At 67.7% G+C, this 15,342-nt stretch carries 14 protein-coding genes; 5 read left to right on the top strand and 9 right to left on the bottom strand.

The window, feature by feature from the left end:
- Positions 1-64: 64 nt before the first annotated feature.
- The 5 genes from P1L40_RS10135 to P1L40_RS10115 form a co-directional block, all read right to left on the bottom strand.
- The gene (locus P1L40_RS10135; RefSeq protein ID WP_284006758.1) at positions 65-1,012 is read right to left on the bottom strand and encodes a hypothetical protein; all 948 of its coding nucleotides are present in this window, start codon (positions 1,010-1,012) and stop codon (positions 65-67) included.
- Between the two features lie 103 nt (positions 1,013-1,115).
- On the bottom strand, positions 1,116-3,815 hold the full coding sequence (locus P1L40_RS10130) for a TRAP transporter permease (RefSeq protein ID WP_284006756.1): 2,700 nt from the start codon (positions 3,813-3,815) through the stop codon (positions 1,116-1,118).
- Positions 3,793-4,296 (bottom strand): DUF1850 domain-containing protein, encoded by a 504-nt coding sequence (locus P1L40_RS10125; protein WP_284006755.1) that lies wholly within the window; start codon positions 4,294-4,296, stop codon positions 3,793-3,795. The genes P1L40_RS10130 and P1L40_RS10125 overlap by 23 nt, the downstream gene beginning before the upstream one ends.
- 57 nt (positions 4,297-4,353) lie before the next feature.
- Entirely contained in the window at positions 4,354-5,457 is a 1,104-nt protein-coding gene (locus tag P1L40_RS10120) for a TAXI family TRAP transporter solute-binding subunit (RefSeq protein ID WP_284006754.1), read from the bottom strand.
- Positions 5,458-5,593: 136 nt separating this feature from the next.
- Entirely contained in the window at positions 5,594-6,316 is a 723-nt protein-coding gene (locus tag P1L40_RS10115) for a type 1 glutamine amidotransferase domain-containing protein (RefSeq protein WP_284006753.1), read from the bottom strand.
- A 143-nt stretch (positions 6,317-6,459) separates the two neighbouring features.
- Between P1L40_RS10115 and P1L40_RS10110 the strand changes: the two genes are divergently transcribed.
- A complete protein-coding gene (locus tag P1L40_RS10110; RefSeq protein ID WP_284006752.1) occupies positions 6,460-7,170 on the top strand; it encodes a DUF5828 family protein in 711 nt (236 codons plus the stop codon).
- A 197-nt stretch (positions 7,171-7,367) separates the two neighbouring features.
- On the opposite strand, the gene P1L40_RS10105 is transcribed toward P1L40_RS10110, so the two are convergent.
- The gene (locus tag P1L40_RS10105) at positions 7,368-7,880 is read right to left on the bottom strand and encodes a GNAT family N-acetyltransferase (RefSeq protein WP_284006751.1); all 513 of its coding nucleotides are present in this window, start codon (positions 7,878-7,880) and stop codon (positions 7,368-7,370) included.
- Between the two features lie 33 nt (positions 7,881-7,913).
- Positions 7,914-9,158, bottom strand: a complete 1,245-nt coding sequence (locus P1L40_RS10100; RefSeq protein WP_419181177.1) for an MFS transporter — start codon at positions 9,156-9,158, stop codon at positions 7,914-7,916.
- Positions 9,159-9,312: 154 nt separating this feature from the next.
- Between P1L40_RS10100 and P1L40_RS10095 the strand changes: the two genes are divergently transcribed.
- Entirely contained in the window at positions 9,313-10,833 is a 1,521-nt protein-coding gene (locus P1L40_RS10095) for a phytoene desaturase family protein (protein ID WP_284006749.1), read from the top strand.
- A gap of 97 nt (positions 10,834-10,930) precedes the next feature.
- Positions 10,931-12,127, top strand: a complete 1,197-nt coding sequence (locus P1L40_RS10090; protein ID WP_284006748.1) for an inorganic phosphate transporter — start codon at positions 10,931-10,933, stop codon at positions 12,125-12,127.
- Here P1L40_RS10090 and P1L40_RS10085 read toward each other — a convergent pair whose 3' ends face one another.
- Positions 12,128-12,991 (bottom strand): SDR family oxidoreductase, encoded by an 864-nt coding sequence (locus tag P1L40_RS10085; RefSeq protein WP_284006747.1) that lies wholly within the window; start codon positions 12,989-12,991, stop codon positions 12,128-12,130.
- A 77-nt stretch (positions 12,992-13,068) separates the two neighbouring features.
- Positions 13,069-14,457, bottom strand: a complete 1,389-nt coding sequence (locus tag P1L40_RS10080) for a hemolysin family protein (RefSeq protein ID WP_284006746.1) — start codon at positions 14,455-14,457, stop codon at positions 13,069-13,071.
- Between the two features lie 91 nt (positions 14,458-14,548).
- Between P1L40_RS10080 and P1L40_RS10075 the strand changes: the two genes are divergently transcribed.
- Together P1L40_RS10075 and P1L40_RS10070 are read left to right on the top strand one after the other, a co-directional pair.
- Entirely contained in the window at positions 14,549-14,830 is a 282-nt protein-coding gene (locus P1L40_RS10075; RefSeq protein ID WP_284006744.1) for a glutaredoxin family protein, read from the top strand.
- Positions 14,830-15,342: a redoxin domain-containing protein gene (locus tag P1L40_RS10070; RefSeq protein ID WP_284006742.1), complete on the top strand. Its 513-nt coding sequence runs from the start codon at positions 14,830-14,832 to the stop codon at positions 15,340-15,342. The genes P1L40_RS10075 and P1L40_RS10070 overlap by 1 nt, the downstream gene beginning before the upstream one ends.

Here is a 15,342-nt window from a genome sequence, read left to right as displayed (position 1 = left end):
CTCGGTCGATCGGACGGGGAATCGCCGGCACCAGCCCGGACGAGTCGGACACGGCGGCCACTGGTCACCGCCTGCCTCGTCGCTTCTCGAAGAACAGCCGCACGACGTGGATAGTGGCGGAGTACAGGAGGAGGAGTCCGCCACCGATCGACACGAGGCCGGAGATGTCCGAAGACCGGTAGAGACCGTTCGACGCCGCCTCGTTTAGCACGATTCCGAAACCGAGGATCACTGCCCCCATCGCCCCTGCCACGTTCTCTTTGCGGACCCGCCACGATCCAAAGAGGCGGAGGTTGAGATAGTCGTCGACTGCCGAGACGGCGACGAATGCCGGCGGGGAGACGACGACGAACCCCACGATCGCCGCGATCGCCGGCGACTGGTCGGCGATCCGACTGAACCAGGAGACAAAGGGCGCCAACCCGAGTAGGGCCAGACCGCTTCCGAGCAGCATGACGAGAGTTTCGGCGAGCGACGCTTGCTCCTGTGCCATTTCGCTCGAAGACGCGCTGGCCGGGTCGGCGGCGGAACTCTCTGCAGCAGCGGAGTTCGGATCCTCGGTGCCGTCGTGTTCCGTCTCGGCGGTCGGCGACGACTCCGGGAATTCGATGTCCTCGACGGCGACGCCGAATCCTGCGGCGTCGGGCGAGAGGTCGTCGGGCGAGATGATCTGGACACCGTATTCGTCCGCCGCCGTCTGTGCGTCGGGGCTGATCCCACCGGGAGACGTGAGTGCCAGGTGCCCGATGTCTTTCTCTTTCCCAGTTTCGAGCAGATACTTCACGTGGGGGAGGTCGATCACTGTATCCGCTGCGGTCTCGACGAGGCAGAGGGAGCGTTCCGGGCCATCGGAGACCTCGCTGGCGACGCAGGCGATCAACACCGCCGAAGCGTTGAGCTCGTTTGTCGCCGTCTCGTACCCCTGAGAGTGGAGGTAGTGTAACACGCTGTCGAGATATCGTTCGGGGTCGACAGCTCCGTCGGCACGTCGGTCCCGGTCAGATCCGACCATCCGGTGGAACGTGACAGCGCAGTATTGTTAAATGTGACCGACACACGTCCTGTCTGCGACAGGGTCGTCGGCCCCCACGACCGGAGTGTCACACCCGGGCCGTTCAGGTGGGTTCGGCGCCGGCGGACTGCTCGGCCGGGATCTGGCCGCGCTGGCGGTTCTTGAGCAACAGCAGGGCAAAGAGGACGCCGCCGACCGCGCGGAGGCCGAGGTCCATCACGAGCGTGACTTCGCCGCCACCCAGTCCCAGCAGGCCGGTGATGTCGAACAGGCCGGAGACGGCCAGCCCCGGCGCCATCAACAGCAGCGAACTGACCGCGAAGGCAGTCCGTTCGAGCCGGGAGACCGGACCGTAGACGAATCCGATCACGGTCGCGGCCAGCGCGACGACGCCGACGAACACGCCCAGGACCGGGATCAACACGTCGAAGACCGCGAACCCGGGATCGGCGAAGTCCGACAACTGGACGACCCGGTACTGCTCGCGGATCGGGAGTTCGTCGGCGTTTTCCCGCCGGCGCAGGAGGACGATCCCCGGCGAGAGGATGAACGCGAAGGGGACGATGGCCTTGTTCAGCGACAGCGAGAACGCGTCGATCCCGGTCTGGAAGGCGTCGGACTTGGCGACCCCCGAGGCGGCGTAAGCGGCCACTGCGACCGGCGGCGTGATGTCGGCGATCACCCCGAAGTAGAGGATAAAGAGGTGCGCCGCGAGCAGCGGCACGCCGAAACTGGTCAGCGCCGGCGCCAGCAGCGAGACGAGGATGATGTAGGTGACCGTCGTCGGCATCCCCATCCCGAGGATGACCGAGGCGACGGCGGTCACCAGCAACAGGAGGACCAGCGACCCGCCGGCGACCGCACGGATGAGCGCGACGAGGTTCGGGCCGAGTCCCGAGACGCTGATGACGCCGGGGATGATCCCCGCGGCCGCGACGGCGATGACGACCGGGACGGCCGTCCGGGCGCCGCTCTCCATCGACTTCCCGAGGAAGACGGTCAGCCGATAGAGCCCGTTGCTCGCGAGTTCCGAGCGGCCCAGCATGTCCGCCGTCGAGACGGCGGCCTCGTCGACCGCGTCGTCGAACGAGAGGATCGGCGACTGGGTGCGCGGGCGGGTCGCGAGCGTCAGGACGCCGGCGAGGATCGACAGCGTCCCGAGGCCGCCGACCGTCGCCGCGAAGGCCGCCTGGGCCGACTGGGCACCGGTCCCCTGGCCCGTGATCGCGCCGACGATCCCCGCGCCGGCGAGCAGTTGCGCGAGGAAGGTCCCGACGAACAGGACGGCGAAGATCCCCCCCAGTCGCGCCCGGGTCTCGTCGCTGTAGGCGGCCACGAGCGTGATCAACGCCCCGATCGCGATGAGCGTGAACCACGCCGAGCGGGCCACCGAGAGCCGTTCGATGATGAGGTAGTACAGGAGGAGGCCGATCGGGACCAGATAGAACCAGCCCGAGCGGACGTGGCTCCGGATGTCGACCAGTTCAGAGGGGTCCAGGCCGCCGATGTTCTGTTTGACCGCCTCGAAGTGGACCATCACCCAGACGCCGAAGAAGAAGACGATCGCCGGGATCGTCGCCGCGACGATGACCTCGCGGAACGGCGTCGCCGTGTACTGGACGATGAGGAAGGCGGCGGCCCCCATCACCGGCGGGAGGATCTGCCCGCCGGAGGAGGCGGAGGCCTCGACCCCCCCGGCGAACTCCGGGCGGTAGCCCGACCGTTTCATCAGCGGGATGGTGAACGCCCCCGTCGTCACCGTGTTCGCGATCGACGAGCCGGAGATGGTCCCCATGAAACCGCTGGCGAGGATGCTCGCCTTCGCGGGGCCACCCCGGCGGGTCCCCGTCGCGGCGTAGGCCAGATCGATGAACCACTGGCCGGCCCCGGACATCTCCAGGAAGGCGCCAAAGAGGATGAAGATGTAGATGAACTGCACGGAGACGGTCACCGGGATGCCGAAGACACCGTTTTCCGTGTTGTACCAGAGGTTCTGGATGATCGAGTCCCAGCCAAGCGGCGGGATCGAGAGGACGCCGACGTAGGCCGCCCCCTGCGGGATCAGGAAGCCAAAGCGGGCGTAGACGACGAACGCGGCGACGATGACCATGAGGTAGAGACTGATCGCACGCCGGGTCGCCTCCAGGACGAGCAAGACGCCGATCGCCCCCAGCACCATCGCGTACGAGAGCTCCGCGAGCGGTCCCAGCAGGCCCGCGATCGGGTCGAGGAACGTAAACACCTCCTGAATCGGCCGGCCGCTCTCCAGGCCCAGTGCGCGCATCCGCTGGATCTCGTCGAAGTCCGTGATGAAGTACGCCGCCGCGAGCACGGAGACGAACATCAGGACGACATCGAACGGCGTCACCCGGTCGAAGTCGGGGTCGACGAACAGCCACGCCAGCGCCGCGCCGACCCCACGGGTCGCCCGCGTGACGGGGTGCTCGGGACCGAGTCGGTCGTCCAGCCACGCCGCGAACCGGATAGAACGGGTCGCGAGCGGTCCGTCACCGGTGCTCGACGGATACAGCAGGAAGGCAAGCACCAGCCCGAAGGTGACGTGGATCGCGTTGATCTGGAGCAACTGTAACGAGGCGAACTGGATCGTCCCGAGGACCGGAACGTCGATCGAGAGGACGAACCCCTTCGCGGCCAGCCACATCTGGAAGACCGAGAAGGCGATGCCGATGACCGCGACGGCGACCGCGGCCGCCCCCCGGAGCGAGCGCTTGCGTTCGATCTCCTGGAGGACTTCGTCGACATCCTCTTCGCTGAGCTCCTCAGACGAGTCGTGTGCTGTCATACGTTGTGAGTGTGTCCGTGGCGGCGGCGAACGCGGACCGCCGGATCACGTGGACGTGGACGGACCGCTCGTCGGTGAGTGCGACCAGATCGACCGTCCTCGTCCCGACGTGGAGTCGGTGGCCGGCGATCGAACCGGGCGCGACGGTCACTCGCTCGTAGCTCCCCGGCGGGTCGTAGACGAGCGTGCCGTTCTCGCGGGTGACGTTCGCACGACTGGGGAGGCCCCAGCCGTAGGACTCGAACTCCATGCGGGTCATCACCAGCCGGTCCCCGCGGACGGTGTACTCGTCGTAGACCCGAGTCCGCTCGACGCTGTGTGTGTACTCCAGCGCGACGGTGGTCCCGTTCGCGACCGGCACCGTGAGGTACCGCTGGCCGGTCTCGGCGTCTTCGACGACGAGCGCGGGGCCGCCGGGGACCGCGGCGGCGCTCCCCGCGACGATCAACACGACGAGCGCGGCGACGATTCCTCGGCGCATGGTGGGGTTATCGTTGCGGCAGCCGGGTCCAGGTCCCGAACGAATCGATAGCGGGGCTCACATGTCGAAGTACGCCGCTGCACCAGGGTGGAGCTCGATCGACATCCCGTCCTGGGCCGACTCCCTGCTGATGAAGTCGGTCTTGATCGTCAGCTGGTCGACGTTGTCGAAGATGGCCGCAGTGACCGTCTCGACGGTGCTGTCGGCCAGTTCCGACCGGGTCGCGATCATCGCCTGGACGGCGACAGTCTCGATAGCCTCGTCGACGCCGGTGTAGGTGCCCGCGGGGATGGTGTCGTCGGCGAACCACGAGGCCGCGTCCTTGACCGCCTCGCGGTTGTCGCCCTCGATGGGGACGATGACGATGTCGTTCGTCGTCGCGAGGTCCTCGATCGCGCCGACCGGCCAGCCGCCGACGACGAAGGCCGCGTCGATGTCGCCGTTCCGGAGCTGATCGGCCGCCTGTGAGAAGGAGGCGTTCTGCTCCGTGAAATCGGAGATCCCGACCGCTTCGAGGATCTGGAGGGCGTTGACCTGCGTCCCCGAGCCGAGGTCGCCGGTGTTGATCGTCGCACCGGAGAGGTCCGAGAGGCTGGTGATCTCGGTGTCGGCGAGTGTCACGACCGTGATCGTCTCGGGATACAGCGTCGCGACACCGACCAGGTTCTCGACTGGGTTGTCCTGGAACGCCTCGATCCCGGTGCCGTTCTTCGCGAAGAACGCGATGTCGTTCTGGATGAGCGCGAAGTCGGCGTCCCCGCTGGCGAGGTTGCCGACGTTCTCGACGCTGGCTCCGGTCGATTGGACGTTCAGCGTGAAGTCGGTGTTGGCCTCGACGACCGTCTTGAACTCGTTCGAGAGCGGGAAGTACGTCCCGCCAGTCCCGCCGGCGTGCCACGAGAGTCGCGTCTCCGTGTCGCCGTCACCGCCGTCACCCTCTGTCTCGCCGTCACCGTTTCCGTCACCGCCGTCGCCCTCTGTCTCGCCGTCGCCGTTTCCGTCACCGCCGTCGCCCTCTGTCGCGCCGTCACCCTCTGTCGCGCCGTCGCCGCCGGTACCGCCATCGCCGTCGGCGCCGTCGCCACCACAGCCAGCGAGTGCGAACACGCCAACCGCGCCCGCCGTCCGGAGGAACCGCCGTCGTGTGTGGTCTTTTGACATACGGTCGATACTGTTTCCGATTCTCCCACTAAGCTATGCGCTGGTTACGCGCCGTAAGAAGAGGAATCCAGTCACAAAGGCGATACTACCGACTGACGGGTCGGGGTGTCCGGTACCGGAGGGACAGCAGTCGTCGTTAGGACGAGGTTTCCACGCCGAGTTCGTCGAGCAGCGTCCGGGCGGCCCGCGCCGACGAGGGCGGCCCGCGTGCGGTGATCAGGTCGCCGTCGACGGTGACGCTCGTGTCGGCGTCGAGTTCGGCGTCCCAGTCGGCGCCGGCGGCTTTGACCTCGTCTTCGACCCAGTAGGGGAGTTTCCGGCCGTCGGGCATCAGGTCGTCCTCGTCGACGATGCCCTCCTCCCAGGCGTTCGGGAAGCCGGTGACAGAGCGGCCGGCGACGAGCATACCGCCGTCGCTGTCTGCTCGCGGCGCTTGGCCGCTCTCGCTGTCCCGCGTAAAGGCGAGGATACCGACGGCGTGACAGACGACCAGTGCCTTCCCTTCGTCGCCCTCGACGGCGTCCCGGAGCAGCCGGCGGGCGTCGCTGTCCTGTGTCACGTCCCACTCGGTCCCGTGGCCGCCGGGGAAGACCACGGCGTCGTAGTCGGCCGCCTCGACCCGAGCGATCGGTGTCGGGTCGTTGAGCCGCTCGTCTTCCTCGTGGACCGAGCGGACGTGTGCGGCCGTCTCCTCGCCCACCTCCTCGGGGTCGACGGAGCGTTCGTCCAGGACCGGCGGCTCGCCGGTCGGCGTCGCGACGGTGATCTCCACGCCGGCCTCGGTGAGCGTGGTCAGCGGCTCGATACACTCCTCGCCCCAGTAGCCGTGTTCGCTGACGACAAACAGTGCGGATGGCATCGTCGGCCGTTACGCTCCCGACGGGCATAAGCCGCCGGTCGACGGGTCGGCGGAAACGCTTAACCAGTCAGAGCGAATACTGAAACAGAACACGATGGAGACCACAGCGGAGACTGTCCGACCCATCGGTATCCGATTTTACAATGGCTGACATGGAAGAGAGCGTTTCAGGCTTCAAGATGCGAGGCGGCTGGGTCGCCGTCGTCGAACACGGCGAGCGGATCACCCGGGCGCTGAAAGACCTCGCCGGCGACGAGGATGTCGCCGAACCGGTCGACGAGGACGCCCTCGACGAGTTCGACGACTGGCGGCCCAAGAGCCACGAGCGGCTCGACGAGGACGTAAACGAGAAGACGGCGGAGCAGGCAAGCGTCGACGAAGGGCGGGGCGAACAGGCCGGCAAGGACCCCGACGAGGACCTCCAGACCGCCGGCGAGAAACTGAGCGAGTCCTACGAAAATCTGGACGAACCGGACGAGGCCATCGACAAGTGGGGCGAGTCCGTCGACTACGTCGCCCGCGCGGCCGACTCGGCCGGCCGGAAGGCCCTGCGGAAGGTCGAGGACGCCGTCTACCGGAACGTGATGACACAGATCGCGCCCTACTACTTCGACAACGAACTCGTCAGCGCGAACCTCCGGCGGATCAACGGCGAGGACAACCCCGAGTACGTCTTCGAGGTCAACGTCAACGACGACGACCTGAAGCTGCGGGTCTCGAACCGGCTGGCCGACTACGACCAGTCGGTCGAGCGGTGGCACGTCGACACCGAGAAGGTGACCGAGGCCGTCGAGGCCGCCGAAGGCGTGGACGCGGTCGAACCGGGGGAGGAGACCGATGCGAAGACGAACTGAGCTCGCCGCCGTGCGAGCGGCGTCGGCTTCCAGCATCGCAGACGCCAAAACGGACTAAGGCCGTCTCCGTACGGCCGGCATCGGTTTGGCGTCCGAGAGGCGAAGACGAACTGAGTTCGCCGCCGTGCGAGCGGCATCGGCTTCCAGCATCGCAGACGCCACGACCGATCAGGCGGCCCGTCGAGCACTGAGAGAGCCTACGTCTCTCCCTGTCGAAATTCCGGTCGGTACCTGACGGTTCCGGACACGGCGTCTAACGCGCCGTCGTGCAACGGATCGACCATGAACTCCTCGTCCACACCGTACTCGTTTTCGAGCCCGTACTCGCTCGCCGGTTCGAAGCCAAAGCGCGAATAGTACTCGGGGTCGCCCAGTACGACCACGGCGTCGACACCGGCCTCGCGACAGGTCGCGATCCCCCGTCGGATCAGCGACGAGCCGACGCCCTCGTTCTGGTGTTCCGGGAGCACGCCGACTGGTGCGAGCCCGACCAGTTCGACGCTCGCTCCGTGATCGTCGACCGCCACCGGAGAGAACAGGACGTGGCCCACGACGTGGCCGTCTGCGACTGCTACGAGCGAGACCACAGCCGTGTCGGCGTCGTGGAGCCGCTGTACGATGCGTGCCTCGTCGAGGCGCCCGTCGAAGGCACGGCGGTGTATCTCGAAGACGGCGTCGGCATCACTCTCGGTGAACGGTCGGATCTCCATGACTGTCCCTCTGATCGAGGGGAGTCGGCTGTGTTACAAGAGGTGATCGGTCGAGCCGACGACCCCCCGAAGCAGGAGCCCCGCAGCCACGATCAGACACCCCCCGAGCCCGACGAACGCCAGCCGGTAGCTCGCGACGGCGGCGAGCCAGCCCATGTACACCGGGCCGAGCGCGCCGACACCCAGGAACAGCGCCCGCGCGGCCCCCAGGTCGGCGCCGAGGTTGTCGTCGGGCGCGGCGTCCAGCAGCGTCGCGTCGGCCACCGGGAACACGGCCTTGTAGCCGACGGCGTAGACGGCGATTGCGAGGCCGACGGCGACTATCGACTCGGCCGCGACGACGGCCGCCAGCGCGGCGACACCCAGGAGGAGACCACCGGCACCGACCGCCCGGCGAGGGACCCGATCCGACAGCGTGCCCGCCGTGGGCTTGACCACCACGCCGACGACGAACACCACGGCGTACAGGCCGGCGGCGACGGGTTCGGCAAAGCCTTTCCCGTCGGTGAGATACGCCGGGAGAAAGTTCACCCACGCGCCGACGACGAAGAAGAACAGTGCGAACGCGACCAGCGCCTCCCGCTGGCGGCGGGTCGTCGCCAGCCGCCGGACCGTCGCGACGAGTTCCACGTCGGTGCGACCGAGCCGGTAGGGATCGCGGTTCCAGGCGACGTAGGCCAGCGAGACCAGCGCGAGGACCCCCGCGACGGGGACGAACGGCGTCCGCCAGTCGATCCCGAGTACCGGTTCGAGGCCGATCAGCGCCATGGTCGCGCCGCCGCCGGTGACGATGACGCCGCCGACCGAGGCCAGTATCCCCCCGATATCGGTGCCCGCGGCGTACAGCCCCAGCGCCTGGCCGCGGCGCTGGACGAACAGATCCGACAGTTGGGCACGGGAGGGGACGGCGAACAGCCCCTTCCCGAGGCCGAGCAACACCGCGGCGGCGCCGAGCAGCCACACCGTCGTCGTCCCCGACACGACCAGGAAGCCGGCGGTGAGCACGACCAGTCCGGGGACCACGAGCGACGGTCGGGTGAACCGATCCGAGAGCCGGCCGCTGGGAAACTGGGTCACGGCGTAGACGGCCTGGAGCGTGCCCAGCGCGACACCGGCGACGACCGTCGTCGTGCACAGGTCGGCGATGATGGACGGCAACAGCGGCGGCAGGAGGAACCGCCCCAACTGCAGGGTGGCCCAGGCGACGCTCAGCGTCGCGAGCATCCGCCCGCCGTAGCCCGAGAACAACCGCTCGGTGCGTGCGGTCACTGTCGGCATTCGCCCCCCGAGCGGTTTAGGCGGCGCGGTCGCGGCAGGCGCGTCGTCGGTGTCGACTGGCGGGTGTACGCGAGCAACAGCGAGAACTGGGGATGTCCCGACCCACAGAACGACGGGTCGTGACATACTCCGGTCGTGTCCCTAGCCGACGGTGATGGGACCCAACGCGACAGCGGCAGCAGACCCGCTCGCTGGCCGGTCGGCGACGGTCGTCGGTGCGGGCTTTGGCGGCCTGGCGGCGGCCTGTTACCTGGCCGACGCCGGCGCGGACGTAACGCTGCTCGAACAGCACGACCGACCCGGCGGCCACGCGAACCGCATCGAGGACGACGGGTTCACCTTCGACACCGGGCCGTCGTGGTACCTGATGCCCGACGTGTTCGAGCGCTTCTTCGGCCACTTCGACCGGGAGCCAAGCGACTACTACGACCTCGTCCGCCTGGACCCGCACTACCGGGTGGCCTGGAAGGGCGGCGCCGACGGCGAGATCGCCGACAGCGTCGACATGCGCCCGGACATGGCCCACAACCGGCAGGTGTTTCGCTCCTACGAGGCCGGTGCCGACGAGGCGCTTGACGCGTATCTCGACGAGGCCGAACACACCTACGAGGTCGGCATGGAGCGGTTCGTCTACGAGGACCGCCAGCGACTCCGGGACTTCGTAGACCCCGAAGTCGTCCGGTCGGCCCGCGGGCTCACCTTCCTCGGGTCGATGCAGGACCACGTGGCCGACTACTTCGAGCACCCGAAACTGCGCCAGTTGCTGCAGTACACGCTCGTGTTCCTGGGCGGGTCGCCGTACAACACGCCGGCGCTGTACAACCTCATGAGTCACGTCGACTTCGAACTGGGCGTCTACTACCCCGAGGGTGGCATCTACAGCGTCGTCGAAGGGATGGTCGAACTGGCCGAGGAGCTGGGCGTGGCGATCCGGACCGGCGAGGAGGTGACCGGGCTGGCCGACGCGGGCGACGGGGTCGCCGTGACGACCGGGGACCGGCAGGCGACGACGGACCTCGCGGTGGCGAACGCGAACCTCGCCCACGTCGACCGGGACCTGCTGCCCGACGGGACCCGTGAGACCCGCCAGGGCTACTGGGAGAGTCGCACCTACGCGCCCTCGGCGTACATGCTGTATCTGGGCGTCGAAGGTGACGTGGCCCCGCTGGAACACCACACGCTGGTGTTGCCCGAGGACTGGGAGCCACACTTCCGGAGCATCTTCGCGGAGCCACGGTGGCCGGCCGATCCGGCCTACTACGTCAACGTCCCCTCGATTACCGACGACGGGGTCGCGCCCGAGGGCCACCACGCCGTCGTCGTCCTGGTCCCCATCGCGCCGGGGTTGGACGACGACCGGCCCGCCCGCGAGCAGTTCCGCGAGCAGGTCCTCTCTGATCTCGCACGGCACGCTGGCGTCGACCTCCGGGACCGGATCGTCGTCGAGCACGAGGCCTGCGTCTCGGAGTTCGCCCGGCGGTACGACGACCCGCAGGGGACCGCGCTGGGGCTGGCTCACACGCTGCGCCAGACAGGCCCGCTGCGGCCGGGCCATCGCTCCTCGGCGGTCGACGGGCTCTACTACACCGGGTCGTTCACCACGCCGGGTATCGGCGTGCCGATGTGTCTCATCAGCGGTCAGCACGCGGCCGACGCGGTCGTCGAGGACCACTGACACGTATGCTAGTCGTTGCCATACCCCTTCGTTTCAGGTGGAAATCCGCCGTGTCGAGCGGTAGGCTCATTGCAGGGTAGGGCAAACGCCGGGGTAGATGGTCGCGACGAGTGTGCTGGTGACGCTGGTGGTGGCGGCAGCGGCGAGTCTGTTCATGGCCTGGACGATCGGTGCCGGCTCCTCGGGGTCGACACCGTTCGCGCCGGCCGTCGGGGCGAACGCGATCTCGGTGATGCGGGCGGGCTTTTTCGTCGGCATCCTCGGGCTCGCCGGCGCCGTCCTGCAGGGTGCAAACGTCACCGAGACGGTCGGCGGTGGGCTGATCGTCTTCCCGGAAGGCGGCGGGCTCTCGGCGGCGGCTGCGATCGTCGCGCTGCTGACCGCCGCAGCCCTGGTCGCGGTCGGTATCTTCACGGGCTACCCGATCGCGACGGCGTTCACCGTCACGGGCGCCGTCGTCGGCGTCGGCCTGGCGATGGGCGGCCAGCCGGCCACGGCGAAGTACATCGAGATCGTCTCGCTGTGGGTCGCGGTGCCGTTCGTCGGGGGCGGCATCGCGTTCGCGACGGCCTGGCTGTTGCGCCACGAGGGGACCAGCGAGGAGCTACTGGTGCCGGGACTGGGCGCGCTGGTCGGTGCGATCATGGCCAACGTCCGGTTCGTCCTGTTGGCACCGGGGAGCGAGCAGGCCTCGGTGGCACAGGCGCTCGCGACCGCCGCCGGGACGGCCCAGCTCCCGACCGTCGTCGGTGTCACGCTCGTGGTCGCGCTGCTCTCGGGCGGCCTGCTGTACCGGGACGTGCGGGGCGATCTCGACGCCGGCCAGCGGCACTTCCTGCTCGTGCTGGGTGGCCTAGTCGCGTTCTCCGCGGGCGGGAGTCAGGTCGGGCTGGCGCTGGGTCCGCTGCTCCCGTTGCTCGGCGAGGGACCGACTGCGGCGATCCCGATCACCGGCGTCCTCCTCTTTGGCGGCGTCGGCCTGCTCGTGGGGTCCTGGACGGGCGCACCGCGGATGATCAAGGCGATCGCACAGGACTACTCCTCGCTTGGCCCGCGCCGCTCGATCGCGGCGCTGATCCCGAGTTTCATCATCGCACAGACAGCGGTGTTCCTGGGCGTGCCGGTCTCGTTCAACGAGATCATCGTCTCGGCGATCGTCGGTTCCGGAGCGGCCGCCGGCGGGGGCGAGGTCAGCCGCTCGAAGATGGGCAAGACGGTGCTGGCCTGGATCGGATCGCTCGCGCTGGCGTTCGCGGTGAGCTACGGCCTGTTCGCGCTGGTCGACGGGCTCTGACTACTCCGGCCGGCTGTAGTCGGGATCGATCATCTGTGCCGAGGTCGGCGCCGGGTCGCCGGGCGTGAGGTTGTATTCCGAGAAGTCGGCGACGCCGGCCGCTCGGAGGATGTCCTCGTCGTACAGCGACTCGCCAGTGAACTCCGCGGGGTCGTGCCGGAGGATCTGGAGGACGGCGTCGGAGACCACGTCGGGCGTGCGCCAGTCGTCCTCGGTGCCCAGCCCGAAGTGTCTGGTCGCCCGGGTGTCGATGGCGGTGACCGGCCAGAAGGTGTTACAGCCGATGTCGTGCCCGCTCAGCTCGCCGGCCAGCGAGAGCGTGACGAACGACATCCCGAGTTTCGACCAGAGGTACGGCCCCGAGCCCGGGCTCCGGTCGACGGTGACCGGCGGCGCGTTCGTCAGGATCCACCCCTCCTCGACGCCTTTCAGGTGGTCGATGAAGGCCCGCGAGACGAGGTAGGTCCCGCGGACGTTGACCTCCGTCAGCAGGTCGAAGCGGTTGGGCGGCAGGTCCTCGACGGTCGCCAGTTGGATCGCACTGGCGTTGTTGATGACTATGTCGACGGTGCCGAAGCGATCGATCGCTTGGTCGGCCGCGGCCTGAACCGCCTCGGGGTCGCGCACGTCGAGCTGGATCGGCAGCGACTCCGCCCCTCGCTCGCGGACCTCGCGGGCGGTCTGTTCGATCGATCCCTCCAGGTCGCGCTCCTCGCCGTAGTCGCCCTCCTCGCTGGTCTTGCCCGTCGAGACGACGTTACAGCCCCGCTCGGCCAGCGCGAGCGCGATCGCCTTCCCGATCCCGCGGGTCGTGCCGGTGATAAACGCCGTACTACCCGAGAGATCGGGCGTCTCCAGTGTCATGACTTCCCAGTCGACACAGAGCCACATAGTAGTAGCCCTCTGACCGGCGAGAAACCGCAGTAGCGACCGTGAGGAGTTTACTCGGTCGAGGCTTCCTCGGGGTCGGTCGCGTCGCCCCCGTCCTGGTCGAGGCGGGCGACGCGGGCTTTCATGATCCGGGTGTTCTCGACCTGTTCGACACGGATCTCGACGCCGTCGTAGGTGATCGTCTCGCCCTCCTCGACGAGTCGGCCCGCGCGGTTGAAGATGAAGCCGGCGATGGTCTCGAACTCCTCGCCCTCGGGGAGTTCCAGTTCCAGCGCCTCGTTGACCTCCTCGATGTTGACCTCGCCTTTGACGACGACGGTGTCGTCGTCGACGTACTCGATCGGTTCTTCCTCCTCGCCTTCGAGGATCTCGCCGACGATCTCCTCGGTGAGGTCCTCCATCGTCACCAGCCCCTCGGTGGTCCCGAACTCGTCGATGACGATGACCATGTGCATGCGCTCTTTGCGCATCTCGGTCAGCAGGTCGTCGACGTTCTTGGACTCGGGGACGTGCAGCGTCGGTTCGATGAGGTCTTCGAGCGCGATGTCTTTCGCGATCGCCTCGCCGTAGTTCAGGTCCCGAACCAGATCGCGGATGTGAGCGATGCCGATGACGTTGTCGAGGCTGCCTTCGTACACCGGGACTCGCGCGTGGCCGCTCTGGATACACGTCTCTAAGGCCTCCTGGACGGAGTCGTCCTTCGCGACGGCGGTCATGTCCAGCCGCGGGGTCATGACCTCCTTGGCGATGGTGTTGTTGAACCGTAGCGTCCGCTGGAGCATCTCCCGCTCTTCCTCGTCTAAGACGCCCTCGCGTTCGCCCGTCTCGATGATGTCCTGGATCTCCTCGCGGGTGACGTAGGAGGTCTCGATCGCCGACCGGCCGCCGGTGATCTTGTTGACGATCCGGGTGAGGTAGTCAAAGAGGAGGATCAGCGGGATGAGTGCCTTCTCGGCGAACTTCAGCGGCCGGGCGATCGTCAGCGCCCAGGATTCGGTGTTCTCGACGGCGTAGCTCTTGGGGGCGCTCTCGCCGAACAGCAGGACGATCGCGGTGATGCCGAAGGTCGCGGCCAGCACCGCCTCGCCACGCGAGAGGTAAAAGCCCAGCAGCCCCGTCGCGATCGAGGACATCGCGATGTTGACGAGGTTGTTCCCGACCAGGATCGTCACCAACAGTCGGTGCGGGTCGGACTTCAGTTGCTGGAGCGTCTTCGCGCCCTTGATCCCGTCCTCGACGAGCGCCTCGGTCCGGTGGGCCGGCAGCGAGAACATGGCGATCTCCGAGGAGGAGAAAAACGCCGAGAGCCCGATGAGAACGACGATCGTGACCAGCCCCGTACCGACGATGACGTTCTGTGGGATCTCCACGCCGAACACCGGGACTGACTGGAGCAACAGGGAAGCCAGCGCGAACGACACAGGTGGGTCCAGGGCCATCAACGGTCCGAGTTGTAATGGACGGGGATTAAGACTTGTCATGGCAGAGCAGTGGCGAAGCCCTTACCCTCGGTTCGGTCTTACGGGGGGTATGAGCGAGCCAGCGATCACCCTGTACCGGTTGCAGGCGTGTCCGTTCTGTGAACGCGTCGTCCGGGTACTCCAGGAACACGGCCTGGAGTACCGTTCGCGGTTCATCGAACCGATGCACTCCGAACGGGACGTGGTCAAGCGACTGACCGGCAAGCGGACCGTCCCGGCCATCGTCGACGAGAACACCGGGATCACGATGAGCGAATCCGCGAACATCGTCGAGTACCTGGAGCGGACCTACGGAGACGAAGCGCAGACAGCCAACAGGGGTGAGGCCTGATGGACCTCGGCTTCGACATCGTCGATCTTGGCGCGGCCGATCCGCCCGCCGAAGGCGAGCAGGCGCCCGACTTCACCCGGCCGCTCGTGAACGACGAGTACTGGGAGGACGTGGCGCTCTCGGCGGTGTGTGCCGAGAGCGACGACCCCGTCGTCCTCGTCTTTCACCCGATGGACGGGGCCTTCCCGGCGACGTACGTCTGGAACGAGATCCGGGACCGGGGCTGGCACGAGTCGGCGACGGTCGTCGGCCTCTCGATCTCGACGCCGTACGCCCACAAGGACCTGCTCGACGAGCGGTCGATCGGGGGCGACTACCGTCTGTACTCGGACCCGGGCAACGGCGTCGCCCAGGAGTACGGCATCGCGATGGACACCGACGGGATGGCCGGCATCGAGGAGCCCCGCCCGGCGGTGTTCGTCCTCGACGACGACCGGACGATCGAGTACGCCTGGGTTGGCCAGCAGTGGCCCTCCTTCCCCGACTACGACACGGTCGAAGCCCAGCTCTGA

Origin of the sequence: Haloarcula pelagica, assembly GCF_030127105.1 — an archaeon.
In the GTDB taxonomy this organism is placed as follows: domain Archaea; phylum Halobacteriota; class Halobacteria; order Halobacteriales; family Haloarculaceae; genus Haloarcula; species Haloarcula pelagica.
This window is presented reverse-complemented; position numbering and strand designations above follow the sequence as displayed.

Bases quoted from the DNA above. Each gene is read 5' to 3' on its own strand.
- P1L40_RS10080 (WP_284006746.1), bottom strand. From the start codon at position 14,457: ATGGCCCTGGACCCACCTGTGTCGTTCGCGCTGGCTTCCCTGTTGCTC.
- P1L40_RS10075 (WP_284006744.1), top strand. From the start codon at position 14,549: ATGAGCGAGCCAGCGATCACCCTGTACCGGTTGCAGGCGTGTCCGTTC.
- P1L40_RS10125 (WP_284006755.1), bottom strand. From the start codon at position 4,296: ATGCGCCGAGGAATCGTCGCCGCGCTCGTCGTGTTGATCGTCGCGGGG.
- P1L40_RS10130 (WP_284006756.1), bottom strand. From the start codon at position 3,815: ATGACAGCACACGACTCGTCTGAGGAGCTCAGCGAAGAGGATGTCGAC.
- P1L40_RS10070 (WP_284006742.1), top strand. From the start codon at position 14,830: ATGGACCTCGGCTTCGACATCGTCGATCTTGGCGCGGCCGATCCGCCC.
- P1L40_RS10115 (WP_284006753.1), bottom strand. From the start codon at position 6,316: ATGCCATCCGCACTGTTTGTCGTCAGCGAACACGGCTACTGGGGCGAG.
- P1L40_RS10095 (WP_284006749.1), top strand. From the start codon at position 9,313: ATGGGACCCAACGCGACAGCGGCAGCAGACCCGCTCGCTGGCCGGTCG.
- P1L40_RS10110 (WP_284006752.1), top strand. From the start codon at position 6,460: ATGGCTGACATGGAAGAGAGCGTTTCAGGCTTCAAGATGCGAGGCGGC.
- P1L40_RS10105 (WP_284006751.1), bottom strand. From the start codon at position 7,880: ATGGAGATCCGACCGTTCACCGAGAGTGATGCCGACGCCGTCTTCGAG.
- P1L40_RS10100 (WP_419181177.1), bottom strand. From the start codon at position 9,158: ATGCCGACAGTGACCGCACGCACCGAGCGGTTGTTCTCGGGCTACGGC.
- P1L40_RS10120 (WP_284006754.1), bottom strand. From the start codon at position 5,457: ATGTCAAAAGACCACACACGACGGCGGTTCCTCCGGACGGCGGGCGCG.
- P1L40_RS10090 (WP_284006748.1), top strand. From the start codon at position 10,931: ATGGTCGCGACGAGTGTGCTGGTGACGCTGGTGGTGGCGGCAGCGGCG.
- P1L40_RS10085 (WP_284006747.1), bottom strand. From the start codon at position 12,991: ATGACACTGGAGACGCCCGATCTCTCGGGTAGTACGGCGTTTATCACC.
- P1L40_RS10135 (WP_284006758.1), bottom strand. From the start codon at position 1,012: ATGGTCGGATCTGACCGGGACCGACGTGCCGACGGAGCTGTCGACCCC.